The sequence below is a fragment of the Phaeovulum vinaykumarii genome (assembly GCF_900156695.1).
Lineage (GTDB): Bacteria > Pseudomonadota > Alphaproteobacteria > Rhodobacterales > Rhodobacteraceae > Bieblia_A > Bieblia_A vinaykumarii.
On sequence record NZ_FTOM01000007.1, the window covers coordinates 16,151 to 39,226 of the forward strand.

26 protein-coding genes and 2 tRNA genes are annotated in these 23,076 nt (G+C 69.5%); 18 read left to right on the forward strand and 10 right to left on the reverse strand.

All coding sequences use genetic code 11. The annotated features are described in order from the left end of the window. The first annotated feature begins 65 nt into the window (after positions 1 to 65). The 3 genes from BW949_RS12695 to BW949_RS12700 all read left to right on the forward strand — a co-directional run bounded on the left by BW949_RS12695 (position 66) and on the right by BW949_RS12700 (position 1,619). Complete coding sequence (locus BW949_RS12695; RefSeq protein WP_076366675.1) at positions 66 to 764, forward strand: corrinoid protein; 699 nt, start codon at positions 66 to 68, stop codon at positions 762 to 764. 76 nt (positions 765 to 840) lie between these two features. Further along, entirely contained in the window at positions 841 to 1,011 is a 171-nt protein-coding gene (locus BW949_RS17195; protein ID WP_179747549.1) for a hypothetical protein, read from the forward strand. Positions 1,012 to 1,019: 8 nt separating this feature from the next. Continuing rightward, on the forward strand, positions 1,020 to 1,619 hold the full coding sequence (locus tag BW949_RS12700; RefSeq protein WP_076366677.1) for a DUF1638 domain-containing protein: 600 nt from the start codon (positions 1,020 to 1,022) through the stop codon (positions 1,617 to 1,619). Between the two features lie 71 nt (positions 1,620 to 1,690). Here the strand turns inward: BW949_RS12700 and olsA are convergent, their stop codons facing one another. The 3 genes from olsA to BW949_RS12715 form a co-directional block, all read right to left on the reverse strand. After that, a complete protein-coding gene (gene olsA / locus BW949_RS12705) occupies positions 1,691 to 2,521 on the reverse strand; it encodes a lyso-ornithine lipid O-acyltransferase (protein ID WP_076366679.1) in 831 nt (276 codons plus the stop codon). Then, positions 2,518 to 3,297, reverse strand: a complete 780-nt coding sequence (gene olsB / locus BW949_RS12710) for an L-ornithine N(alpha)-acyltransferase (RefSeq protein ID WP_076366681.1) — start codon at positions 3,295 to 3,297, stop codon at positions 2,518 to 2,520. The genes olsA and olsB overlap by 4 nt, the downstream gene beginning before the upstream one ends. Before the next feature lie 332 nt (positions 3,298 to 3,629). After that, positions 3,630 to 3,818 (reverse strand): DUF3553 domain-containing protein, encoded by a 189-nt coding sequence (locus BW949_RS12715; RefSeq protein WP_076366683.1) that lies wholly within the window; start codon positions 3,816 to 3,818, stop codon positions 3,630 to 3,632. Between the two features lie 147 nt (positions 3,819 to 3,965). On the opposite strand from BW949_RS12715, the gene BW949_RS12720 reads away from it, so the two are divergent. Further along, positions 3,966 to 4,571 (forward strand): histidine phosphotransferase family protein, encoded by a 606-nt coding sequence (locus BW949_RS12720; protein WP_076366685.1) that lies wholly within the window; start codon positions 3,966 to 3,968, stop codon positions 4,569 to 4,571. 91 nt (positions 4,572 to 4,662) lie between these two features. Here BW949_RS12720 and BW949_RS12725 read toward each other — a convergent pair whose 3' ends face one another. The 4 genes from BW949_RS12725 to BW949_RS12740 form a co-directional block, all read right to left on the reverse strand. After that, on the reverse strand, positions 4,663 to 5,931 hold the full coding sequence (locus BW949_RS12725; RefSeq protein ID WP_076366687.1) for a glutamate-5-semialdehyde dehydrogenase: 1,269 nt from the start codon (positions 5,929 to 5,931) through the stop codon (positions 4,663 to 4,665). 85 nt (positions 5,932 to 6,016) lie between these two features. Continuing rightward, a tRNA-Asp gene (locus BW949_RS12730) sits at positions 6,017 to 6,093 on the reverse strand. 30 nt (positions 6,094 to 6,123) lie between these two features. After that, a tRNA-Asp gene (locus BW949_RS12735) sits at positions 6,124 to 6,200 on the reverse strand. Positions 6,201 to 6,354: 154 nt separating this feature from the next. Further along, positions 6,355 to 6,600: a SlyX family protein gene (locus BW949_RS12740; protein WP_076366689.1), complete on the reverse strand. Its 246-nt coding sequence runs from the start codon at positions 6,598 to 6,600 to the stop codon at positions 6,355 to 6,357. Between the two features lie 72 nt (positions 6,601 to 6,672). Between BW949_RS12740 and hisS the strand changes: the two genes are divergently transcribed. Genes hisS through hisG form a run of 3 tightly spaced genes read left to right on the forward strand, consistent with a single transcriptional unit; the run spans position 6,673 to position 9,943 of the window. Next, positions 6,673 to 8,172 carry a histidine--tRNA ligase gene (gene hisS, locus BW949_RS12745; RefSeq protein ID WP_076366691.1) on the forward strand — a complete coding sequence of 500 codons (1,500 nt, stop codon included), beginning with the start codon at positions 6,673 to 6,675 and terminating at the stop codon, positions 8,170 to 8,172. Next, positions 8,172 to 9,248, forward strand: coding sequence for an ATP phosphoribosyltransferase regulatory subunit (locus tag BW949_RS12750; RefSeq protein ID WP_076366693.1), 1,077 nt, complete (start codon positions 8,172 to 8,174; stop codon positions 9,246 to 9,248). Before hisS ends, BW949_RS12750 begins: the two co-directional genes overlap by 1 nt. After that, positions 9,242 to 9,943: an ATP phosphoribosyltransferase gene (gene hisG, locus BW949_RS12755; RefSeq protein ID WP_076366695.1), complete on the forward strand. Its 702-nt coding sequence runs from the start codon at positions 9,242 to 9,244 to the stop codon at positions 9,941 to 9,943. The genes BW949_RS12750 and hisG overlap by 7 nt, the downstream gene beginning before the upstream one ends. 177 nt (positions 9,944 to 10,120) lie before the next feature. Here hisG and BW949_RS12760 read toward each other — a convergent pair whose 3' ends face one another. Then, positions 10,121 to 10,543: a DUF1489 family protein gene (locus BW949_RS12760; RefSeq protein WP_076366697.1), complete on the reverse strand. Its 423-nt coding sequence runs from the start codon at positions 10,541 to 10,543 to the stop codon at positions 10,121 to 10,123. A gap of 212 nt (positions 10,544 to 10,755) precedes the next feature. Here BW949_RS12760 and BW949_RS12765 point away from each other — a divergent pair, with 212 nt between their 5' ends. Both BW949_RS12765 and BW949_RS12770 read left to right on the forward strand, forming a co-directional pair. After that, positions 10,756 to 13,053 (forward strand): adenosylcobalamin-dependent ribonucleoside-diphosphate reductase, encoded by a 2,298-nt coding sequence (locus BW949_RS12765; protein ID WP_076366699.1) that lies wholly within the window; start codon positions 10,756 to 10,758, stop codon positions 13,051 to 13,053. 314 nt (positions 13,054 to 13,367) lie between these two features. After that, the gene (locus BW949_RS12770; RefSeq protein WP_076366701.1) at positions 13,368 to 14,108 is read left to right on the forward strand and encodes a hypothetical protein; all 741 of its coding nucleotides are present in this window, start codon (positions 13,368 to 13,370) and stop codon (positions 14,106 to 14,108) included. A 336-nt stretch (positions 14,109 to 14,444) separates the two neighbouring features. Here the strand turns inward: BW949_RS12770 and BW949_RS12775 are convergent, their stop codons facing one another. Next, a complete protein-coding gene (locus tag BW949_RS12775; protein ID WP_076366703.1) occupies positions 14,445 to 14,921 on the reverse strand; it encodes a MarR family winged helix-turn-helix transcriptional regulator in 477 nt (158 codons plus the stop codon). Between the two features lie 238 nt (positions 14,922 to 15,159). Between BW949_RS12775 and ectA the strand changes: the two genes are divergently transcribed. The 3 genes from ectA (at position 15,160) to BW949_RS12790 (ending at position 17,509) form a co-directional block, all read left to right on the forward strand. Beyond that, a complete protein-coding gene (gene ectA, locus BW949_RS12780; RefSeq protein WP_076366705.1) occupies positions 15,160 to 15,699 on the forward strand; it encodes a diaminobutyrate acetyltransferase in 540 nt (179 codons plus the stop codon). A 114-nt stretch (positions 15,700 to 15,813) separates the two neighbouring features. Continuing rightward, positions 15,814 to 17,100, forward strand: coding sequence for a diaminobutyrate--2-oxoglutarate transaminase (ectB, locus tag BW949_RS12785; protein ID WP_076366707.1), 1,287 nt, complete (start codon positions 15,814 to 15,816; stop codon positions 17,098 to 17,100). A gap of 4 nt (positions 17,101 to 17,104) precedes the next feature. Beyond that, complete coding sequence (locus BW949_RS12790; protein WP_076366709.1) at positions 17,105 to 17,509, forward strand: ectoine synthase; 405 nt, start codon at positions 17,105 to 17,107, stop codon at positions 17,507 to 17,509. Positions 17,510 to 17,640: 131 nt separating this feature from the next. Here the strand turns inward: BW949_RS12790 and nikR are convergent, their stop codons facing one another. Then, on the reverse strand, positions 17,641 to 18,135 hold the full coding sequence (nikR, locus tag BW949_RS12795; RefSeq protein WP_076366711.1) for a nickel-responsive transcriptional regulator NikR: 495 nt from the start codon (positions 18,133 to 18,135) through the stop codon (positions 17,641 to 17,643). Positions 18,136 to 18,355: 220 nt separating this feature from the next. Between nikR and BW949_RS12800 the strand changes: the two genes are divergently transcribed. The 6 genes from BW949_RS12800 (at position 18,356) to BW949_RS12825 (ending at position 23,044) form a co-directional block, all read left to right on the forward strand. Continuing rightward, complete coding sequence (locus tag BW949_RS12800; RefSeq protein WP_235816300.1) at positions 18,356 to 19,201, forward strand: DUF4198 domain-containing protein; 846 nt, start codon at positions 18,356 to 18,358, stop codon at positions 19,199 to 19,201. A gap of 1 nt (position 19,202) precedes the next feature. After that, a complete protein-coding gene (gene cbiM, locus BW949_RS12805) occupies positions 19,203 to 19,829 on the forward strand; it encodes a cobalt transporter CbiM (protein WP_076366713.1) in 627 nt (208 codons plus the stop codon). 19 nt (positions 19,830 to 19,848) lie between these two features. Next, the gene (locus BW949_RS12810) at positions 19,849 to 20,556 is read left to right on the forward strand and encodes a cobalamin biosynthesis protein CbiL (RefSeq protein WP_235816301.1); all 708 of its coding nucleotides are present in this window, start codon (positions 19,849 to 19,851) and stop codon (positions 20,554 to 20,556) included. Then, positions 20,553 to 21,296, forward strand: coding sequence for a cobalt ECF transporter T component CbiQ (cbiQ, locus tag BW949_RS12815; protein WP_076366717.1), 744 nt, complete (start codon positions 20,553 to 20,555; stop codon positions 21,294 to 21,296). The genes BW949_RS12810 and cbiQ overlap by 4 nt, the downstream gene beginning before the upstream one ends. After that, positions 21,293 to 21,994 (forward strand): energy-coupling factor ABC transporter ATP-binding protein, encoded by a 702-nt coding sequence (locus BW949_RS12820; protein ID WP_076366719.1) that lies wholly within the window; start codon positions 21,293 to 21,295, stop codon positions 21,992 to 21,994. Before cbiQ ends, BW949_RS12820 begins: the two co-directional genes overlap by 4 nt. 69 nt (positions 21,995 to 22,063) lie before the next feature. Beyond that, positions 22,064 to 23,044, forward strand: a complete 981-nt coding sequence (locus BW949_RS12825; RefSeq protein WP_076366721.1) for a hypothetical protein — start codon at positions 22,064 to 22,066, stop codon at positions 23,042 to 23,044. The last annotated feature ends 32 nt before the right edge of the window (positions 23,045 to 23,076 follow it).

Below are 23,076 nucleotides of genomic sequence, written 5' to 3' on the forward strand. Positions count from 1 at the left end.
GCGCTGCGTGCTTTGGCCTCATTGATTGACGAAGGCCCTTTGCCCCGCGCCAGGAGAGATCTGACATGGCAGACGAAGACGACGACATCATCCTGTCCGAGCTGGACGACGAGGAACTCGTGCAGCAGATGCACGACGACCTCTATGACGGGCTCAAGGACGAGATCGAGGAAGCCGTCGGCATTCTTCTCGAACGCGGCTGGACCCCCTACGAGGTGCTGACCCAGGCGCTGGTGTCGGGTATGACCATCGTCGGCAACGATTTCCGCGACGGCATCCTGTTCGTCCCCGAGGTGCTGCTGGCCGCCAATGCCATGAAGGCCGGCATGTCGATCCTCAAGCCGCTTCTGGCCGAGACCGGCGCGCCGCGCATGGGCAAGATGGTCATCGGCACGGTCAAGGGCGACATCCACGACATCGGCAAGAACCTTGTCGCCATGATGATGGAAGGCGCGGGCTTCGAGATCGTCGATCTGGGCATCAACAACCCGGTCGAGACCTATCTCGAGGCGATCGAGCGCGAGGGCGCGGATATCCTGGGCATGTCGGCGCTGCTGACGACCACGATGCCCTACATGAAGGTCGTCATCGACACGATGAAGGAACAGGGCCTGCGCGACAAGTATATCGTGCTGGTGGGCGGCGCCCCGCTCAACGAGGAATTCGGCCGGGCCATCGGCGCGGATGCCTATTGCCGCGACGCCGCGGTGGCGGTGGAAACCGCCAAATCGCTGATCGCCCGGCGCCACAACCAGACCGTCTGAGCCGGTTGCAGCCCGGCCCGCACGGGCCGGGCGTCTTTGCGCTTGGCTTTAACCTTTTCAGGCGCATAATGGTTCCATGAAACACGCTCTCCCGCTTCCCCATTTCCTGGTGCTGGTCGTGGCCGTGATCCTGGCCGCCGCCCTGACCCTTTGGGCCGCGTTCCGTGCCGGCATCTCGCTGATGGCGGTGGGGCTTCTGGCCCTGGCCGGTGCGGGGGTCGTGCGTCTGATGACGCGGGTCGAATAACCCGCGCCATGACGGCCCCTGCCCCGCTCCGGCTGCTGGCTTGCGGCGCCCTCGCGCGCGAGGTTCTGGCCCTGATCGCGGCGAATGGCTGGTCGCATATGGCGCTGCGCTGCCTGCCGGCCGATCTGCATCTGCGCCCCGAACGCATCCCCGCCGCCGTCGCACGCGCCGTGGCCGAGATCCGCGCGGAAACGCCCGCGGCCCAGATATTCGTGCTCTATGCCGATTGCGGCACCGGCGGCCAGTTGCAGCGGACCTGCGCCGAACTGGGCGTCGAGATGCTGGACGGCCCGCATTGTTATGCCTTCTTCGACGGCAATGCCGCCTTTGCCGACCGCGCCGAAGGCGAATTCGACGCCTTCTATCTGACCGACTTCCTGACCCGCCATTTCGACGCCTTCGTATGGCGGGCGATGGGGCTCGACCGCCACCCCGAGCTGCGCGACATGATGTTCGGCCATTACCGCCGCCTGATCTATCTGGCCCAGACCGAGGATCCCGCGCTGGACCGGCAGGCCGAGGCCGCCGCGCAAAGACTGGGCCTGGCCTATGAGCGCCGCTTCACCGGCTACGGCGATCTGGCCGCGGCGCTGGCGGCAAAAGGTTGAAAAAGGTCAAGCCGCGGGGAAATTTCCCTGTGTGCAGGTAGGGCGCCGGTCGCACGACGGCAAATGCGCGCTCAATACCCTTCGGGGATCGGCGGGAAGGGCGCGCGCACGGCGGCTTCACAGGCGCGCGCCAGTGCCTTGCGATTGGGAAAATCGGCCACATCGAGCGGCGCGTGGAAGATCACCTCGACCCGCCCCTGCCGCGGCGCCGCCAGCAGCTTGAGCATGTGATCGGCAAAGCCCATGTCGGCCCACCAGCCGTAAAAGCGCGGATCGGCGCCCGGCGGGGCGTGATAGATCACCGACACCGGCTGGATCTGCATCACCTTGTCCAGGCCATGGGCGTGGAAGGCGGCAAAGAGGGTGGATTTGAACGGCAGCACCCGCAGCCCGTCGGTCGAGGTGCCCTCGGGGAAGAACAGCAGGTGGTGGCCGGCACGGATGCGTTCCTCAAGCAGCGCCTGCTGCGCGCGGGCCTCGGCCGGGTCGCGGCGGATGAACAACGTCCCCGTTGCGCGCGCCAGCCAGCCGATGCCGGCCCAGCCCGCCACCTCGGCCTTGGCCACGAACTGCACGCGCTGACAGGCATTCAGCACGAAAATATCCAGCCACGAGGCATGGTTGGCCACGACCGCCCCGATATGGCGCATGGGCGTGCCCTGCCGCTGCACCGGCAGCCCGATCACCACCAGCGCGGCCTTGCAGACGGCCTGCGTCAGATAAGGCGTCAGCGCGCGGCGCCCCGAGGCCAGCGCCATCTCGGCCCCGCGCAGCACCAGAAACACCGCCAGCCCGCCATAGACCACGCCCCCCAGCACCGCCAGCCTGGCCAACGCCCGCGCCCAGCCCCAGGCGTCCAGGCGTGTCTTCGGCGGCGGCGGCACCTGCGCCCAGGTGCTCATCCCTTTTCCCCCACGCGGCGGGCGTAATAATCCAGATGGCGGGTGCTCATCGCCTTGGTGTCCATCATCATCAGCACGTCGGTGGTGTTGAATTCATGATCGACGAAGGCCCCCTCGCCCACGCAGCCGCCCAGCCGCAGATAGGCGCGGATCAGGCCGGGCATCTTGCCCACCACGCGGCGCCGGTCCAATGCCTCGGGGGGCATCAGGTCCATGCGCTGGAAGGCGCGGGCGCGGGCGCGCAGCGCGGGCCGGGCCAGATGGTGGTGGTGCAGCCAGGACAGCGGTTCGGCCAGGGCCTCGACATCGGTGCCGTGGAAACTGGCCACACCGAACAGGATCTCGATCTCGCGGCTCAGCACGTAATCGGCAAGCGCGTTCCAGATCAGGAACATGGCCGGGCCGCCGCGGTGGTCGGGATGCACGCAGGACCGGCCCAGCTCGACCAGCCGCCGCCCCGAGGCGCGCAGGGGCCCCAGGTCATATTCCGCGTCGCAATAGAACCGGCCGAATTCGCGCGCGCGTTCCCCCGGCAGCACGCGATAGACGCCCACCACATGGGATTCGCTGTCGGGATCGACACGGGTGTCGACCAGGATCAGGTGGTCACACACCTCGTCGAATTCGTCGCGCTCGATCCGGGCCTGATGGTCGACACCGGCGCCACCACCGCCCAGTTCGGAAACGAATACCTCGTAACGCAGCCGATGGGCCGCGGCGAGGTCGCGCGCATCCTGCGCAAGACGGGTGACAAGAGCCGGGCTCGGCGAGGCCATGCGGGAAACCGTCCTTCCTACGATCCGCCCCATTTAGGCGCCCCCCCGCACCAATGCAAGCACGCCGCCACGGCCAGAGCCCCGGAACGGCCGTCGCCTTGTCGCAGGCAGGCCGCGCAAGCATCTGTCATAAAAGCGAAACATTCACCGTCCGCGGGAAACGGAGCGCGGGTGGGGCGCCCCGCTCAGGGCCGTCGCGTTGACAGGTCGGGGCGTTGTGTTAGCTTGCAACGCAACGAAAACACGCGCGGAACGCCGATGAACGCCCTTCCCTCCCCGTCGACGACCCGATCCCTGCGTCGGGGCCGCGCGTGGCCAGGGGGCGGCGGGCGTCAGTCCTCCAGAACGCGGGTCAGGCCGACCACATCGCCGTTGATGACCTGCTTGCCGGCATGTTCGAAATTCACCGTCACCCGCGCGCCGATGCGCGATTGCACCTGGCCCAGCCCCCATTCGGGCGCGCCGGGATGGCGCACCATCATGCCCGGTTCCAGAAGGGCGGTGGGAAAGACATCGGACATGCGATTTCCTGACTGTGCAGACGTGGCGTTCACCAAGATGACGCCATCCTGCCCCGACAGAGCCGCCGCGCACAAGCCGGCCGCGCCGATCCGCGACCCCCTGCCCCTTCGTTTGCTGCCCCCAAGTTTGTCGCCAAGGAGACCTGCATGACCGACCCCCTGACGCCTGATCTGACCGCGCTGGTCGGCTCGCGGCTGTGCCACGACCTGATCTCGCCTCTGGGCGCGATCGCCAACGGGCTCGAGCTGCTCGAGATGTCGGGCGTGGGCGCCGGGCCCGAGATGCAGCTGGTCACCGAAAGCGTGACCGGCGCCAATGCCAAGCTGAAGTTCTTTCGGGTGGCCTTCGGTCAGGCCAGCGCCGAACAGCGCGTCGGCCGCCCCGAGATCGCGGCGGTGATCGCCGAATATACCGCCGGCGGGCGCATGACGCTGGACTGGCTGGCCGAGGGCGATCAGGCCCGGCGGTCGGTCAAGCTGGCGTTCCTGGCGCTGTTGTGTCTGGAAACCGCGATGCCCTGGGGCGGCGCCATCGCGGTGCGCGCCGAGGCCGATACCTGGACCCTCACCGCCGAAGCGACGCGGCTGCGCGACCTGGCCCCGCTCTGGGCGCTTCTGAACGGCGGACCGCTGCCCGAGGACGGGCTGGCCCCGGCGCAGGTGCAATTCGCGCTTCTGCCGCGCGAGGCCGCCCAGCAGGGCCGCCGCGTTGCCGCCGAGGTGACGGAGACCACGATCCGCATCACCTTCTGAGCGCCGCCCCGAATCTGAAAGGGCCGAATGCGAAAGGGCCGCCGCGGGGATCGTCCCGCGGCGGCCCTTCCTTCATGCCCAAGGGCGGTGTTCAGGGGCGAATGGTGCCATCCCCGGTCACGCGGTAGTGGAAAGTGGTCAGCTGCTCGGCACCCACCGGCCCGCGCGCATGCATCTTGCCGGTGGCGATGCCGATCTCGGCGCCCATGCCGAATTCGCCGCCATCGGCGAACTGGGTCGAGGCATTGCGCATCAGGATCGCCGAATCGAGCCCCGAGAAGAACCGCGCGGCCACGGCGTCATCCTCGGTCAGGATCGATTCGGTGTGGCTCGACCCATGACGGCGGATATGGGCGATGGCCTCCTCGATGCCATCGACCAGCTTGGCGGCAATGATCATGTCCAGGAATTCACAGCCGAAATCCTCGGGGCGGGCGGGGGTGGTGCCGGGGATCCGCGCCAGTTCGCCCTCGGCGCGCACCTCGACGCCCGCGGCCAGAAGATCCTCGATCAGCACGGCGCCGTGGCGGGCGTAGAAGGCGCGGTCGATCAGCAGGCATTCGGCCGCCCCGCAAATGCCCGTGCGCCGCGTCTTGGCGTTCAGCACCACGGCGCGGGCCTTGGCCAGATCCGCCGCGCCGTCGGCATAGACATGACAGATGCCTTCCAGATGGGCGAAGACCGGCACGCGGGCCTCGGATTGCACCAGCCCCACCAGCCCCTTGCCGCCGCGCGGCACGATCACGTCCACATGCGCCTGCGCGCGCAGCAATTCGGCCACCGCGGCGCGGTCGCGCGTGGGGATGATCTGCACCGCCTCGGCCGGCAGACCCGCGCGGGAGAGCCCCGCGACCACCGCCGCGTGGATCGCGCCCGAGGAATGGAAGCTCTCCGAGCCGCCGCGCAGGATCACCGCATTGCCCGATTTCAGGCACAGCGCCGCGGCATCGGCGGTCACGTTGGGGCGCGATTCGTAGATCACCCCGACCACGCCCAGCGGCTGGCGCACCCGCGCGATATGCAGCCCCGAGGGCATGTCCCATTCCGCGATCACCGCGCCCAGGGGATCGGGCTGGCCCGCCACCGCCTCGAGGCCCGCGACGATGCCCGCGATCCGCGCCTCGTCGAGCCGCAGCCGGTCCAGCATGGCCGCCGACAGCCCCTTGTCGCGGCCGTAAGCCATGTCGCGTTCATTGGCGGCCAGGATCTCGGGGGTGGCCGCGCGCAGGGCGGCGGCGGCCTCGGTCAGCGCCAGGGCACGCTGTTCGGCCGGGGCCTCGGCCAGCACCACCGAAGCCGCGCGCGCGGCGCGGCCCATCGTGTCGATCAGGGCGGGGATGTCTTGGGCGATGTCGTTCATGTCTTCGGCCTCCGGTTCCGTGGCGTTCTTTTAGCGGCGCAAGGGCGCGCCGAAAAGACCGCAGGAACAGGCGAAGGGGAAGAAGTGGCGCGGTTGACGGGGCTCGAACCCGCGACCCCCGGCGTGACAGGCCGGTACTCTAACCAACTGAGCTACAACCGCGCTTTTCGCGTCGGGCGAGAGGGCAGGTGGTGGCGCGGTTGACGGGGCTCGAACCCGCGACCCCCGGCGTGACAGGCCGGTACTCTAACCAACTGAGCTACAACCGCGTAGCACCTGCACCCGCTCGCCGCGGGCGTGGGGTGCCTATTACGCAGCCCGTTCGCCCGCGTCAAGCGCGAAAGGTCGGGAATTTTCCGATGCCCCCGCTTTTCGGGATTTTGCACCGCGGGCGGCCACAGGTGCAGCGCGTCCCCCGGCCGCTCACCAATGCGGCGGGCGCTGGTCTGCCAGCGGGACGGTGCCGCCGGCGTTCATCTCGGCTTCGGCCGCGCGCTCCATGAGCAGGTGCACCCGGCGCGCCAGCCGCGTGATCTCGGCTTCCTGGCGGGCGACCTCGGCCGACAGATCCTCGCCCAGACGCAGGGCGTGGGCCAGCGCCTCCTCCAGCTTCTCGATCCGCGCCGGCAGGTCGATTGCGGCCTCCGGCGATTGCGTCTTCTGCGTCATCGCGCCCTCCGTGCTTGTCGTGCCCTGCCCCTTGGGCTACACCGCGCGCGCAAGATAGACGAGGCAAGATAGATGGCCAAGGACAAGTCCCCGCGCCGCGTGCGCGCCGAGACCCCGAAGGGCTTCCGCGATTATTTCGGCGCGGACGTGACCGAACGCAAGGTGATGCTGGATGCCATCGCCGAGGTCTATCATCGCTATGGCTTCGACCCGCTGGAAACGAGCGCGGTCGAGACGGTCGAGGCGCTGGGCAAGTTCCTGCCCGATGTGGACCGCCCCAACGAGGGCGTCTTCGGCTGGCAGGACGAGGACGGCGACTGGCTGGCCTTGCGCTATGATCTGACGGCGCCGCTGGCGCGTGTGGCGGCGCAGTTCCGCAACGACCTGCCCAGCCCCTATCGCCGCTATGCGATGGGTCCGGTCTGGCGCAACGAGAAACCCGGCCCCGGCCGCTTCCGCCAGTTCTATCAATGCGACGCCGATACCGTGGGCGCGCCTTCGGTCGCCGCCGATGCCGAGATCTGCGCGATGCTGTCGGATGCGCTCGAGGCCGTCGGGATCGAGCGCGGCGATTACATCGTGCGCGTCAACAACCGCAAGGTTCTGAACGGCGTGATGGAGGTGGCGGGCGTTCTGGACCCCGCCGACCCCGACAGGCACGCCGCCGAACGCGGCATCGTGCTGCGCGCCATCGACAAGCTGGACCGGCTGGGCCCGGACGGCGTGCGCGCGCTCCTGGGCAAGGGGCGGCTCGATGCCTCGGGCGATTTCACCGCCGGGGCGGGGCTGGGCGACACCCAGGCCGAGGTCGTCATGGCCTTCATGGACGCCCGGCGCGACAGCGGCGCGGCGACGGTGGCGCGGCTGCGCGAGCTGGTCGGCCCGTCGCGGATCGGCGCCGAGGGCGTGGACGAGCTGGAAACCATCGCGCAATTGCTCGACCAGATGGGCTATGGCGCCGACCGGCTGGTCATCGACCCCTCGGTCGTGCGCGGCCTTGGCTATTACACCGGCCCGGTCTTCGAGGCCGAGCTGACCTTCGAGATCCTCGACGAGAAGGGCCGGCCGCGGCAGTTCGGCTCGGTCTCGGGCGGGGGGCGCTATGACGATCTGGTCAAGCGCTTCACCGGGCAGGCAGTGCCGGCCACGGGCGTCTCGATCGGGGTGGACCGGCTGCTGGCCGCGCTGCGCGCCAAGGGCCGCGCGGGCGGGACCAGCACCGGGCCCGTCGTCGTGACCGTGATGGACCGCGACCGCATGGCCGATTACCTGGGCATGGTGGCCGATCTGCGCGCCGCGGGCATCCGCGCCGAGGTCTATCTGGGCAACCCCAAGAATTTCGGCAACCAGCTCAAATATGCCGACAAGCGGCAAAGCCCCGTGGCCGTCATCCAGGGTTCGGACGAGGCCGCGCGCGGGGTCGTGCAGATCAAGGATCTGGTGCTGGGCGCGCAGATCGCGGCCAATGCCACGGTCGAGGAATGGAAGTCCCAGCCCGCGCAATTCGAGGCCCCGCGCGGGGAGCTGGTCGCCCGCGTCCGCGAGATCCTTGCCCGCAACGGGGGCCTGTGATGCCGGTGCGCGCCGAAGCCCGCCAATTGGGGGCCCGGCTGCTGGCCGCCTTCCGCGCCGAAGGGGCGGCGGTGATCGAGACCGACATCCTGCAACCGGCCGAGGCGCTTCTCGACCTTTACGGCGAGGACATCCGCGCGCGCGCCTATGTCACCGCCGACCCGCTGCGCGGCGAGATGATGCTGCGCCCCGATTTCACCGTGCCGGTGGTGCAGGCGCATATGGCCGGCGGCGCCGAGCCTGCGCGCTATGCCTATCTGGGCGAGGTCTTCCGCCGCCAGGAGCAGCCCGACCCCGAGCGCCCGGCCGAATATCTGCAAGCCGGCTACGAGGTCTTCGACCGCGACACCCCCGAGGAGGCCGACGCCGAGGTCTTTGCGCTTTTCGCGCGGCTGCTGGCGCCGATGGGGCTGACGGCCACGATCGGCGACATCGGCGTGCTGCGGGCCGCCGTCGACGGGCTGGACACGCTGGCCCCGCGCAAGGCGGCGCTGATGCGTCACATCTGGCGCCCGCACCGGTTCCACGCGCTGCTCGAGCGCTATTCCGGGCTTGCGCCCATGACCGATGCGCGGCGCGCGCTTCTGGACGGCGCCCGCCCCGAGGCGCCCTGGATCGGCCTGCGCAGCCCCGCGGAAATGGAAGCCCGCATCGCCACGCTGGCCCAGGATGCCAAGGCCCCGCCGATCCCGGCGCCGATCGTGGAACGGCTCGATGCGCTCTTTGCGCTGCGCTGTCCGGCCGCCGAGGCCCCCGCGCGGCTGACCGGGCTGGGCCTGGCGTCGCTGGCGCCTGCCATCGACCGGCTGGAACGGCGGCTGGCGGCGCTGGTCTCGCACGGGATCGACCCCGCGCGGCTGAATTTCGAGGCCAGCCACGGCCGCGCCACGATGGAATATTACGACGGCTTCGTCTTCACCTTCGCCGCGCCGCGGCCCGGCATGCCGCCGGTGGCCTCGGGGGGGCGCTATGATGCGCTGACGCGGGTGCTGGGCGGCGGGCGCGAGATCCCGGCCGTGGGCGGGGTGATCCGGCCCGGCGTCGTGGCCGATCTGGGGGGGAAGCTCGCATGCTGAAGCTGGGGGTGCCCTCGAAGGGCCGGCTGATGGAAAAGACCTTCGACTGGTTCGCCGAACGCGGCCTGCGTCTGGCGCGGACCGGAACCGACCGCGAATATGCCGCCGCGGTCGAGGGGTTCGAGGGGCTGGAGCTGGTGCTCCTGTCCGCCGGCGAGATCCCGCGCGAGCTGGCCGCGGGGCGCATCCATCTGGGCGTGACCGGGTCGGATCTGGTGCGCGAGAAGCTGGCCGATTGGCCGGCGCAGGTGGCCGAACTGGCGCCGATGGGCTTTGGCCATGCCGATCTGATCATCGCCGTGCCCGCGGCCTGGGCCGATGTGGACGGGCTCGAGGATCTGGACGCGGTGGCCGCGGCCTTCCGGCGCGCGCAGGGCCACCGGTTGCGGATCGCCACGAAATATCACCGGCTGACGCGCGACTTCCTGCGCCAGGCGGGCGTGGCGGATTATCAGCTGGTGGACAGCCAGGGCGCGACCGAAGGCACGGTCAAGAACCTGACCGCCGAGGCGATCGCGGATATTACCTCCTCGGGCGAGACGCTGCGCGCCAACCACCTGAAGATCCTGTCCGACGGGCTGATCCATCAGAGCCAGGCGACGCTGTTTGCCGCCCGCGCGGCCGACTGGACGGAGGAAGGCGCGACGCTGGCACGGCTCTGCGCGGCGCTGGGGCTGGAGCCGCCCGCGCTCTGACGCCTCCGCCCCCTTTTTCCGCCGTTTCCACGCGCCATCCGCCAGGTTTCCGGCCCGCCCCCGCAACAGGGAAGCCTTTGCCGCCCCCATCGAGGGGCCGGCAAAGGCCGGCACGCAGGCGGCTCGATGCCGCCTTCGTGCCGCGCCCCCGCCAAAACGCAGCGCGGCGTCCCGGTCCTAGCGCAAACCCATCTGCGCCAGTTCCGCGGCCAGGCTGTCGGGCAATTCGGGTTCGGCCTCGCGCCCGGCGGGCAGATCCTCGGGCGCATCCGCCGCGGCCAGATAGCGCCAGCCCTGAAAGGGCCGCCGCGGCATCGGTCGGGTGCGCACGATCTCGGGGTCAAGCACCAGCGCACAGCGCAGCACCCCGTCGGCCCCGCGCCGCTCGTCAAGCCCCAAAAGCCGCTGCCGTGCCAGCACCATGCCCTTGAACACCCAGTAAAGCGATCCGCCATCCAGCAGCTCGGCCCCGCGTTTGGGCCACATCCGGGTGACATGCTCGGGCGCGCGGGCGCGAAAATGCGCGCTCTGCCAGGCCAGCAGATCCTCGGGGCCCGCCGCCCCGACACAGAGCTTGAGTAGATTGAGATCGCCTGCCATTTCGCCGTCATCTCCGCACCGATGCCGCGCAGATCTATCCCGCGGCAGCGCCCGCTTCAATGCCCGCCCCGACCGCCCGTGCGCGCGCCGATTGACCGCCCCGCCTGCCCGCTTTATTGACCGCCTCCGGCGCCCCGATTATCGTGGCAGCCCTTCCACACTCTGCCCGTTGCCGCGGGGCCTTTGCCCCCCCTGCCCTTCAAGGAGCCTTCATGACCCGTTTCGCCGCCCCCATCGCCGAGCAGATCTGGGACATGAAATACCGGCTCAAGGATGCCAACGGCACCGCGCTCGACATCTCGGTCGAGGACAGCTGGCGCCGCGTCGCCCGCGCCCTGGCCCAGACCGAGAACGACCCCGCCGCCTGGGAGGACCGCTTCTTCGACGCGCTGGCCGATTTCCGCTTCCTGCCGGCCGGGCGCATCCTGGCCGGCGCGGGCACCGGGCGGGCGGTCACGCTGTTCAACTGTTTCGTGATGGGCACCATCCCCGACAGCATGTCGGGCATCTTCGACATGCTCAAGGAAGCCGCGCTGACCATGCAGCAGGGGGGCGGCATCGGCTATGACTTCTCGACCATCCGCCCGCGCGGCGCCGCGGTGCACGGGGTGGCGGCCGATGCCTCGGGGCCGCTGTCGTTCATGGATGTCTGGGACGCGATGTGCCGCACGATCATGTCGGCGGGCTCGCGCCGCGGCGCGATGATGGCCACGATGCGCTGCGACCACCCCGATATCGAGGATTTCATCACCGCCAAGCAGGATGCCGCCCGGCTGCGCATGTTCAACCTGTCGGTTCTGGTCACCGATGCCTTCATGGAGGCGGTGAAGGCCGACGGCCCCTGGGAGCTGACCTTCGCCGGCAAGGTCTATCACACGCTGCCCGCGCGCGATCTGTGGAACCGGATCATGCGCGCCACCTATGATTACGCCGAACCCGGCGTGATCTTCATCGACCGCATCAACCGGCTCAACAACCTGTCCTGGTGCGAGACGATCGCGGCCACCAACCCCTGCGGCGAACAGCCCCTGCCGCCCTATGGCGCCTGCCTGCTGGGCTCGGTCAACCTGGCGCGCCTGGTCGCCGCCCCCTTCACCCCCGCCGCGCGGCTCGATCTCGACGCGCTCGAGGAGCTGGTCCATGTCGCGGTGCGGATGATGGACAATGTCGTCGATGCCTCGCGCTTCCCGCTGCCCCAGCAGGCCGAGGAAGCCCGCCTCAAGCGCCGCATCGGCCTGGGTGTCACGGGGCTTGCCGATGCGCTGATGATGCTGGGGCTGCGCTATGGCGCCGATGATGCCGTGGCCCAGACCGAGGCCTGGATGAAGGCCATCGCCGAGGCCGCCGTCCGCGCCTCGGTGGCGCTGGCGCGCGAGAAGGGCCCCTTCCCGCTGTTCGACGCCGAGAAATTCCTGGCCTCGGGAATGATGCAGAAGCTTGACCCGGATCTGCGCGCGCAGATCGCCGAACATGGCATCCGCAACAGCCACCTGACCTCGGTCGCACCCACCGGCACGATCAGCCTTTATGCCGGCAATGTGTCCTCGGGGATCGAGCCCGTCTTCGCTCATTCCTACACCCGCAAGGTGCTGCAAAAGGACGGCTCGCGCACCGAGGAGGAAGTGGTGGATTTCGCCGTGCGGATGTGGCGCGAAACCCACGGCGACACGCCCCTGCCCGAACATTTCGTGGATGCCCAGGTGCTGGAGCCCATCGACCACCTGCGCATGCAGGCCGCAGCGCAGGCCTGGGTGGACAGCTCGATTTCCAAGACCATCAACTGCCCCGAGGACATCCCCTTCGAAAGCTTCCAGGACATCTACCTGCAAGCCTGGGAGATGGGCTGCAAGGGCTGCACCACCTACCGCCCCAATGCGGTGACGGGTTCGGTGCTGAGCGTTTCGGAAACCAGCGACAAGACCCCCGAGGCCGACAGCGGCGCCGAGACCGTCTATCTGACCGAGCCGCTGGACCGGCCCGCGGCGCTTGAAGGCGCGACCTACAAGCTGAAATGGCCCGGCTCGGAACACGCGATCTACATCACCGTCAACGACATCGTCGAAGGTGACAAGCGCCGCCCCTTCGAGGTCTTCATCAACTCGAAGAACATGGAACATTACGCCTGGACCGTGGCGCTGACGCGGATGATCTCGGCGGTGTTCCGGCGCGGGGGCGACGTGTCCTTCGTGGTCGAGGAGCTGAAGGCGGTGTTCGACCCGCGCGGCGGCGCCTGGATGACGGGGCGCTACATCCCCTCGATCCTGGCCGCGATCGGCGGCGTGATCGAGCGCCACATGATCTCGATCGGCTTCATCGCCGGCGAGGGGCTGGGCCTCAAGACCGACCCGCGCGCCCTGGCCGAACCCGCCGCCGCCGAGATCCCCGAGGTCGCGCCCGAGACCACCGAACGCCCCCGCGGCCCGGCCTGCCCCAATTGCGGCGCCTATGCCATGCGCATGGTCGAGGGCTGCATGACCTGCGCCGATTGCGGCCATTCCAAATGCGGCTGACCGCCCGCAGCTAGTGTAGTGCAGGATCCACTAAATCTTGTCCATTTCCGGGGTAATTTGTCCATTCCGGCACAGGATTAATGACCACCGGCTGCGCTGCAATCGGTGGTTTCTTTTTATATCAGTGGCTTGATGGTCCACCTGATGTGCGGCCTTTGATGCGCTGTCGTAGCGCTTCGTCCTGGTGGGCGCCGTTGACGGCCTGACGCGCTTTCGGCATCCCTCAGGGCAAATCCGGCCGGGTTCTTTTCAACATCCCCCTCCAGCAGAACCTCTGCCCGAGGGTGTGGCGCAATGCGCCAGAGAGGACCGCCATGACGAAGATCAAGTTCATCGCTGCCCGCTTCGCCGATCCCGACGAGAATGAGCTCGCTCTCAAGCGCCGCTTCGAGAGGCATCTGCGCAAGCCCCGTGCCTTTCAGGACGGGGTGTCCCCAAAGATGCCTGGAGACTTTGAGGATGAGTTGCGCTGGAACGAGGACCTCATCGCGGTGCATCTCTCGGAGAAGGATCGGACCAAGGTCTTGCGTCGCGCACGTCGGGTGATGCGGGCGCGCGCCGAGGTGTCCGGGCTCAGCCATCTCAGCGCGGATGACCGGCGCGCGCTCGAGGTGTTCCGTGGCGGGGCGGATCTGGTCGGCATCGCCAGCGACCACCGCGCCGATGAGATCGCGACCGCGATCCATGCCGAGATGCCCTGGGTGGTGGCGGCGACCGACTTACCGTGGAAGGCGATGCGCCGCTCGGTGTGCGGGTGGGGGAGCCCGGATACCCCCTACCCAAGCCGCGGGAGAGCCCGCCTATCGCCCATCGCGCCCGGAGCCGGCAAGCGATCTCCGCGTGATGGGCAGCGCAGCATGGGCAAGCGGCCCGTCGGCTTGCAGGAAACACAGCCTTACCCTGATGACTGGAACGGGGGCTCGAGGCCGCCGTTCGAGAAACGCGCGAGGAACGGCGACCTCGAGCTCTTAATTGCCATTCCAGCGCTTCCGACCGCGGGTCGCAATATGGCTCGGCCAACGATCAGGCGCTGCTCCGCAAACGTGGCATCCTGATCTCGATGTGCGGGCGCGGGATCTGCGACGACAACGCGATGTTGGAAACGGTCCTCCAGGCCATCGCGTACGAGCTCATCTGGCCGGTCGCTTGGAGATCACGCGCCCGGACCGAAAACGCCATCGCCAGATTACATCGACGGGTTCCATGATCCCGTCAGACGGCGCGCATCGCTCGGCAGTCGAAGCCCCGCCCCATTCGAGCGAAAGGCCTGGGAAGTGAGCTAAACACTCTCCGCGAAAAGCCGGGCTGGTCCACTGCGCCTTGCTGGGCTACCGCCGCTGGCGCTCGGCATTCTTGCCGCGGCGCTGTCCGGCAACGGCTGACGCGTCCCCTCAGGGGCTCTTGCGCAGATCGCCCAGGTCGAGCACCGGCGACGCGTCCAGATGCCCCGCATCCAGCAGCCCCGCCACCCGTTCGAGCGCGGCGACGATCATCGCCTGTTCCCAGTCGGGCAGCGCCTCGAAAGCGCTCACGTAGCGGTCATGCAGCGGGTCGGGCGCCCGGGCCAGCGCGGCGCGCCCGGCCTCGGTCACCCGGACGTTCATCTGCCGCCGGTCGGTCTCGGAGCGCTGGCGCTCGACCAGGCCCTTGGCCACCAGCCGGTCGATCAGCGTGGTCATCGTGGCCTGCGACACCCCCATGCGCGCGGCGATCGCCTTGGGCGTCAGGATATCGGGACCGTCCAGCACCTGAAGCACGCGGATCTGCACCGGGGTCAGACCGGCCGCCCGCGCCAGCTCGCGGCCATAGAGTTCGGTCGCGCGCAGGATGCGGCGCAAGGCGACAAGGCTGATTTCGGATCGCTTCACGGCCCTTCTCCGGCAGATGTCGGCGGACGGTCGGCCAAACGCCGCCCAGATGCAAGCGCCACAAATTCGTCACACTAAGCATAATGTCAACATATCTGGCGCAGAACCCGCTGATACTCCAATGATTCAAGGGTTTTATGCCCATATTAAAGGCGCGAACGCCGCTTTTTATTAGCCTATTGAAATTTCGCACAACGAAGTATATTTAAGACCCCGAACCAACAAAGGACATGATCCCATGGCCGAAACGATCACGGCGGTCCCTCGGGATGGCGACGCACGGATCGCGTTTCGCAAGCCGGTCCCCACCGATGGCGCCCCGGTCTGGGCCCTGATCCGGGCCTGCGCCCCGCTCGACGAGAACTCGCTCTATTGCAACCTGCTGCAATGCGACCACTTCCGCGACACCTGCATCCTGGCGGAACGCGACGGCCAGCTTGCAGGCTGGATCTCGGGCTATCTGCTGCCCGCCGATCCGCGCACGCTGTTCGTCTGGCAAGTCGCCGTCGCGCCCGAGGCGCGCGGCCTCGGCCTGGGCCGGCAGATGCTCGAGCGCCTGCTCGACCGCCCCGAATGCCGCGACGTGACGCGGCTGCAAACCACGATCACGCCTGACAACGACGCCTCCTGGGCGCTGTTTCGCAGCCTGGCGCGCCACCGCGGCGCCCGCCTCGCGGACCGGCCGCATTTCACCCGCGCCACGCATTTCGAAGGCCGGCACGCAACCGAGCACATGGTGACGCTGCGCTTCTCGGGCGCCGCAACGCACGCCGCCTGATCCCGCAACCCGAACACGCCCGCCCGATCACGGAGCCGGCCCGGACAGAGCTTCCGGGCCCCCTCCCCGCTCGGCCGGATGCCCCCCTTTCGTCCACAACCGAAGGAATTGCCCATGTCGACCGCACCCGAAGCCGAGACCGACATCTACACCCGCCGCGAATCCGTCGTGCGCGCCTATTGCCGCAGCTTCCCCGCAAGCTTCGTGCAAGCCCAGGGCGCCACGCTGACCGACGAACAGGGGCGGGAATACACGGATTTCCTGGCCGGCTGTGCGTCGCTCAACTATGGGCACAACGACCCCGACATGAAGGCCGCGCTGGTCGAGCACCTGTCGCGGGATGCGCTGACCCACGGGCTGGACCTGCACACGCCGGAAAAGGCCGCCTTCCTCGAGACCTTCGAGGCGCTGGTGCTGCGTCCGCGCGGCATGGATCACCGCGTGATGATGACCGGGCCCACCGGCACCAACGCCATCGAGGCGGCGCTGAAGCTGGCGCGCAAGGTGACGGGGCGGACGAATGTCGTGTCCTTCACCAACGGCTTTCACGGCATGACGCTGGGCGCGCTGTCGCTGACGGCGAACCTGTCCAAACGCGCCGGCGCCGGGGTGGCGCTGACCGATGTGACGCGGCTGCCCTATGACGGCGCTTTCGGCGAAGGCATCGACACGCTGACCCAGATCGAGGCGATGCTCGAGAACCCCTCCTCGGGGATGGAACCCGTCGCGGCCTTCGTGGTGGAGCTGGTGCAGGGCGAGGGCGGGCTCAACGCGGCCTCGGCGGAATGGGTGCGCGGGCTGGCGCGGCTGGCACGGGCGCATGGCGCGCTGCTCATCATCGACGACATCCAGGCCGGGATCGGCCGGGCCGGCAGCTTCTTCAGCTTCGACGGCATGGGGATCGAACCCGACATGGTGACGATGGCCAAGTCGCTGTCGGGCTATGGGCTGCCCTTCGCTTGCGTGCTGGTGCGCCCCGAGCATGACATCTGGGAACCGGCCGAGCACAACGGCACCTTCCGCGGCAACGGCCACGCCTTCGTGACCGCGCGCGTGGCGCTGGAAAAATTCTGGTCCGACGACAGCCTGACCCGCGAGGTCGCCGCCAAGTCCCGCCTGCTCGAGACGCGTCTGGGCGCGATGGCCGCGCGCATCGACGGCGCCCGCGTCAAGGGCCGCGGCATGATGCGCGGCATCGACGTGGGCAGCGGCAGCCGCGCCGCCGCCATCTGCGAGACCTGCTTCCGCTCGGGGCTGATCATCGAGACCTCGGGCGCGCATGACGAGGTGGTCAAGGTGCTGGCGCCGCTGACCATCCCCGACGCGCAATTCCGCGCCGGGCTCGACATTCTGGAAGAGGCGGTGGACAATATCGTGTCCCTGCCCATGGCTGCGGAGTAACCCCATGATCGTGCGCGATTTTCATGAACTCAAGACCGGCCCGCGTGCGGTGTCGGATGCGCAATGGACCTCGGTGCGGATGCTGCTGGCCGATGACGGGATGGGCTTTTCCTTCCACATCACCACGCTGGCCGCGGGCAGCACCCACACCTTCCACTACAAGCACCATTTCGAGAGCGTCTATTGCATCTCGGGGCGCGGGGCGATCACCGATCTGGCCACCGGCGAGACGCATGAGATCCGCCCCGGCGTGATGTATGCGCTGAACCTGCACGACCATCACACCCTGCGCGCCGACGAGGAACTGGTGATGGCCTGCTGCTTCAACCCGCCGGTGACGGGGACCGAGGTGCACCGCGCCGACGGCTCCTATGCCCCGGCCGAGGAGCTGGCGCCCGCCGACGGCTGACGCCTCCCCCGTCCAGAATGACCCGCGAACGGGTCCGGCCATGGCCGGACCCGTTTTCCATTGCGCCCCGCCAGCGCGGCCCCGCAATCCGAAGCGCGCCGCATTCCGCCACCCCGCAGCCCCAGGCCGGGTCAGGACGCCCCGTCCTTGGGCACGAAACTTGTCTGCACGACCGTGTGGCTGTGTTCGTGACCGGCCTCGCCGGCGTGGGAATGGCGCGGGCCGGCCTCGGCCACGGGGATCAGCGCCAGCGCGCCATGCGCCACCCCACGTTCGAGAAACAGGGCCTCGGCGCCGGCCCGCACCGCCCCCACCGAGCCCCGCGCCACCTCGACCTCGAGCGAGGTGGAATGATCCAGCGGCACCGACAGCGCCGCCAGCGTCCGGTCGTGCTGGGCCAGCCGCCGCAGCGACATCCGCGCGCCCAGATTGCGCGTGGTCTGATCCACCGTGAAGGACAGCACGCCAAGGCAGGGCGAGGTCTCGGGCGCCTCGGGGCGGGCCAGAAGCGCGCGGCGCACCAGATCGCGGATCGCCTCCGAGCGGTTCTGCGCGCCGCTTTCGGCCATGAACCGATCCAGCTCGGCCACGATCTCGTCGGTCAGGGTGATGGTGATGCGCTGCATGGCGGCCCCTTCCTACTCCTCCGGCCTACTCCTCCGGCGGCCGGATCAGCCTAGCAGCGGGCGGGGCGGCGCGAAAGCCGGCGCGGGGTTTGCCCCCCGGACCGCCCCCCCCCAAATGCCGCCGAACGGCCGCGCAATCTAATCCTTGCCCGGCGCGCGACGTATGACTTAGCATTCAAAACATCATACCGCGACAGATCACCCGCAGGGAGCCCGCGCCATGCCCCGATTCTTCATGCCCCAGTTCTTCATGCCCCAATTTGCCCCATTCCGTTCCGCCCATCCCGGCTCCGGCCCCGTCCCTGCCGCGCTGGCCGGCGCCGTGGTGGGGGTGGCGCTGGCCACCGCCACCCCCGCCGCCGCGCATTTCCAGGAGATCCTGCCCGCCGCGGATGTCCTGCCCGAAGGCGGTCCGGTGACGCTGGATCTGGTCTTCACCCATCCTTTCGAGACCGGCCCGGTGATGGAGATGGCGCGCCCCGCCGCGGTGGGCGTTCTGACCCCGCGCGGGCCCGTCGATCTGGCCCCCGCGCTGCGTCAGGCCCCGCGTGACGGCGCCATGGCCTGGCAGGTCACGCATGAGCTGGCCGAGCCGGGCGCCGCGATCTTTCACGTGACGCCCCAACCCTATTGGGAGCCCGCCGAGGGCAAGTTCATCGTCCATCACGCCAAGGTCGTGGTCGATGCCTATGCCTCGGGCGAGGGCTGGGACCGGATGGTCGGCCTGCCGGTCGAGATCCGCCCGCTGACGCGCCCCACGGGTCTCTGGGCGGGCAATCTCTTCACCGGCGTCGTCACGAAAGCCGGTGCGCCGGTGCCCTTTGCCGAGATCGAGGTCGAATTCGTCAATGATCAGGGGCTCATGGCCCCGAATGACGCCTATGTGACCCAGGTCATCACCGCCGATGCCAACGGCACCTTCAGCTATGCGATGCCCTTCGCCGGCTGGTGGGGCTTTGCCGCGCTGATCGAGGCCGATCAGCCCATGACCTCGCCCGAGGGCGCGGAAGTGCCCGTCGAGGAAGGCGCGCTGATCTGGGTGCAGACCCGCGCCGCGGCCCGCTGAAATGGCGCATATCCCCGACGGTGTCCTCAGCCTGCCGGTCCTGCTGGGGGGCGGTGCGCTGGCCGCGGCAGGCGTGGGACTGGGGCTGCGCGCGCTTGACGACCGCGCCATTCCGCGCGTCGCGCTTCTTTCGGCGGTGTTCTTTGCCACCTCGCTCTTGTCGATCCCGGTCGGGCCGTCCAGCGTGCATCTGCTGCTGGGCGGGTTGATGGGCGTCCTGCTGGGGGTCGGCATCTTTCCCGCCGTGCTGGTGGCGCTGGCGCTTCAGGCGGTGCTGTTCGGCTTCGGCGGGCTGACGACGCTGGGGGTCAACACGGTCAATATCGCGCTGCCCGGCGCCGTGGTGGGGCTGGCGCTGGGGCCGCTGATCCGGCGCCAGACGCGGCCGGGCCGGGCCGGGGCGCTGGCCGGCGCCGGCGCGGCGGCGGCGGTCTTCGGGACCGGGGCTCTGGTGGCCGGGGCGCTCTGGCTGTCGGCGCCCGAATATACGCCGGTGGCGCGGGTGCTGCTGGTGACATACCTTCCCCTTGCCCTGGTCGAAGCGGCGGTGACGGCCATCGTCGTGGGGTTCCTGACACGGGTCGAGCCGGCGGCGCTGGCCCCGGCCCTGAAGATGCGCGAGACCTGAACCGATGCCGCCTTTTGCCTTGCCCCGATCCCCTGCCCTGCTGCTGGCGCCGCTGCTGATCTTGCTGCTGGCGCTTGTGTCGGCCAGCCCCGCCGCCGCCCATGCCTTGCGCGTCTTTGCCCGGCTCGAGGGCGACCAGATCAGCGGCTATGGCTTCTTCATCGGCGGCGGGCGACCGCGCGATGTCGAATGGGTGGCGCAGATGGGGGGCGCGCCCCTGGCCCGCGGCCGCACCGACGCCGAGGGCGCCTTCCGCTTTCCCGTGCCGGAGCCGGTGACGGGGGATCTGAAGATCACCGTCAACACCGCCGAGGGCCATATCGCCAGCACCACCCTGGCGCAGAGCCGCCTTTTGCCTGCGCAGGGCGCGCCCGGCGCCACCACGCCCAGCGCCCAGTTGCCCGGTCCCGCCACCACGGGCCCCTCCACCACGGGCCCATCCACTACAGGCCCCGCCTATCCGGGCCAGATCGCCCCGCAGGGGCTGCGCCCAGCCCCCGCCGCACCGGCACCCGCCGCGCCACCCCCGACCGCCCCGGCCCAACCCGCAACGGCCCAGCCCACCACGGCAGAGATCGAACGCGCGGTGGCCGCCCAGGTGGCCCCGGTCCTCGAACGGCTCGAGCAGATGGACGCGCGGATGCGGCTGACCGACCTCGTGGCCGGGCTCAGCCTGATCTTCGGCATCGCGGGGATGCTGCTCTGGGCGCGCAGCCGCCGCCCATGACCCTGCCGCCGCTGCTGCCTTGCGACCTGCGCGCCCGGCTCATAGCCGGTGTCGCCGTCCTTCTCCTGATCGCGCCCCTGGCGCATCTCGGCCCCGCGCTGGCGGCGCTGGCGGGCGTCCTGGCGCTGATCGTGCTTCGCCGCCAGCCGATCCCCTGGCGGCGGCTGTGGCATCTCGAGGCCTTCCTGATCCTGCTGCTGGTGACGCTGCCCTTTTCGGTGCCCGGCACGCCGATCCTCGAACTGGGCCCGCTGAGCGCCAGCCGCGAAGGCGTCCTGCGCGCAGGCGTGGTCGCGGCCAAGGTCGCGGCCTCGGTCCTGTTCCTGACGCTGCTCTTTGCCGGGGTCGAGCCCGCGCGGCTGGGCACCACCCTGCGCGCCCTGCATGTCCCCGAAGCCCTGGTGCGCGTGTTCCTGGGCCTTGTGCGCTATCTCGGACTGATCCGCGCCGAGATGCAGCGGCTTCAGGATGCGATGCGCGCGCGCGCCTTCCGGCCACGGTCGAACCTGCACACCTGGCGCGTCTACGGCTATCTTCTGGGCATGATGCTCTTGCGGGCGCTGGCCCGCGCCCAGCGCGCCGAAGACGCCATGCGCCTGCGCGGCTATACCGGCCGCTTCCTGCATGACACGCCGTCGCCGCTGACCGCCCCCGACCGGATCGCGGCGCTTGCGCTGCCACTGCTGGCCGCGGCAAACCTTGGTTGGGATCTGATCGCAAAGGGGGCCGGAAGCGCATGAGCGGGCTGATCGAGATCGAGGCGCTCACGCTGCGGCGGGACGGGCGCGACGTGCTGCGCGGGGTGGAGCTGACACTGGCCGCGGGCGAGCGGCTGGCCATCGTCGGCGCCAATGGCAGCGGCAAGACCACGCTGCTGCGCTGTCTCGTCGGGCTCGAACCCCCGCAGGAGGGGCGCGTGACGCTTTTCGGCACACCCTGCCGGCGCGAGGCCGAGTTCCGCGCCGCCCGCCCGCGCATCGGCTTCCTGTTTCAGGACAGCGACGACCAGCTGATCTGCCCCAGCGTGATCGAGGACGTGGCCTTCGGGCCGCTGAACCTGGGCGCCCGCCCCGAGGACGCCCGCCGCCGCGCCGAAGCCGCGCTGGCGCAGCTCGACCTGACCCATCTGGCCGACCGCTTCACCCATCGCCTTTCGGGCGGGGAAAAGCGGCTGGTGTGCCTGGCGGGGCTCTTGGCGATGCGCCCCGATGTCCTGCTGCTCGACGAACCCACGAACGGGGTGGACACCGAGAACGGCCGCAAGCTGCGCGCGGCGCTGATGGCCTTTGACGGCGCGATGATCCTGGTCTCGCATGACGACGGCTTCGTGGCCGAGATCGCCACCCGCGCCGCGGTTCTCCATGACGGACGGCTGCACCCCGCGCATGTGCACACCCACCCGCATCTGCACAGCCACCCCCATATCCACGAGGATTAGGACCGCCGTTTGCGCGCGGCGCCGGCCCGTGCCACACTGGCCCGCGCGTTGCCGCAGCGGAGGGCCGGCATGGACGAGATACCCCGCAAATCCGCGCAGGAGGTCGAGATCGACCGCCTGCTCGAGGAGGAATTCCTCTGCGATCAGGGCTTTGCGGGGCGGTTTCTCGAGGCCTGCGGCCTGCCCGAGCCGGGCTTTGCGGTCGAGACGGCATTGCATGAACCCAGCCTGGGCGGGGCGGGTTTCGGTGACCTTCTGGTCACGGGACGCACGCAAGACACCCGAGTCGCGCTGCTGATCGAGGACAAGATCACCGCCGCAGCCCCGCCACGTCAGGCCGCACGCTATGCCGAGCATGCCGCACGGATGCGCGCCGAGGGCTGGGACCGGGTCCACACGATTCTGGTCGCCCCCGCCGCCTGGCCGGGCGACCCCAGCGCCACCTATGACGCGCGGCTGGATCTCGAGAGGCTGGCCGGTCTTCTGCGCGCCGCCGACCCGCGCCGCCTGACGCATCGGCGCGCCGTCATCGCCCGCGCGCTCGGCAAGACCACGCAGACGGGGGTGAAGGTGCACGACCCGCGACTGCACGCGCTGCGCGCCGCCTATCTGGAGTTTGCCGCGTCCCATTGCGCGCAGCTCGGGCTGGCCTTCACCTTTCCGGCGCTGCGGCCCGAATGCTATGACGGCGACAGCTGGATCTACCCGATCACGCATCCCGCGCTGCCCGACGGCGTGGTGCTGCGCCACAGGTTATGGACGACGCAGCGCTTGCCCGCGGGCCAGGTCGACCTGATCGCACGGCAGGCCGATCCGGCGACACGGGCCCGGTTCGTGGCTGCGGATCGGAACGCGGGGGATCTGGCGGGGGCAGAGCTTGCGCCCTTCTCGAAGGGCCGGGGGGGTCAGCTGTCGCTGCGCGTGCCCGAGATGCGCCAGGCGACGGGCTTTGACCCCGAGATCGGGCGCCGGGCCTGCGCGGCGATGCGCGTCCTGCTGGCGTGGTATATCAAGGGCGCCGGGGCTGCGGACCCAGACGCGGGGCCCTGAACGGCAACGCGCGCGCCCCGCAGCGGCGAGGC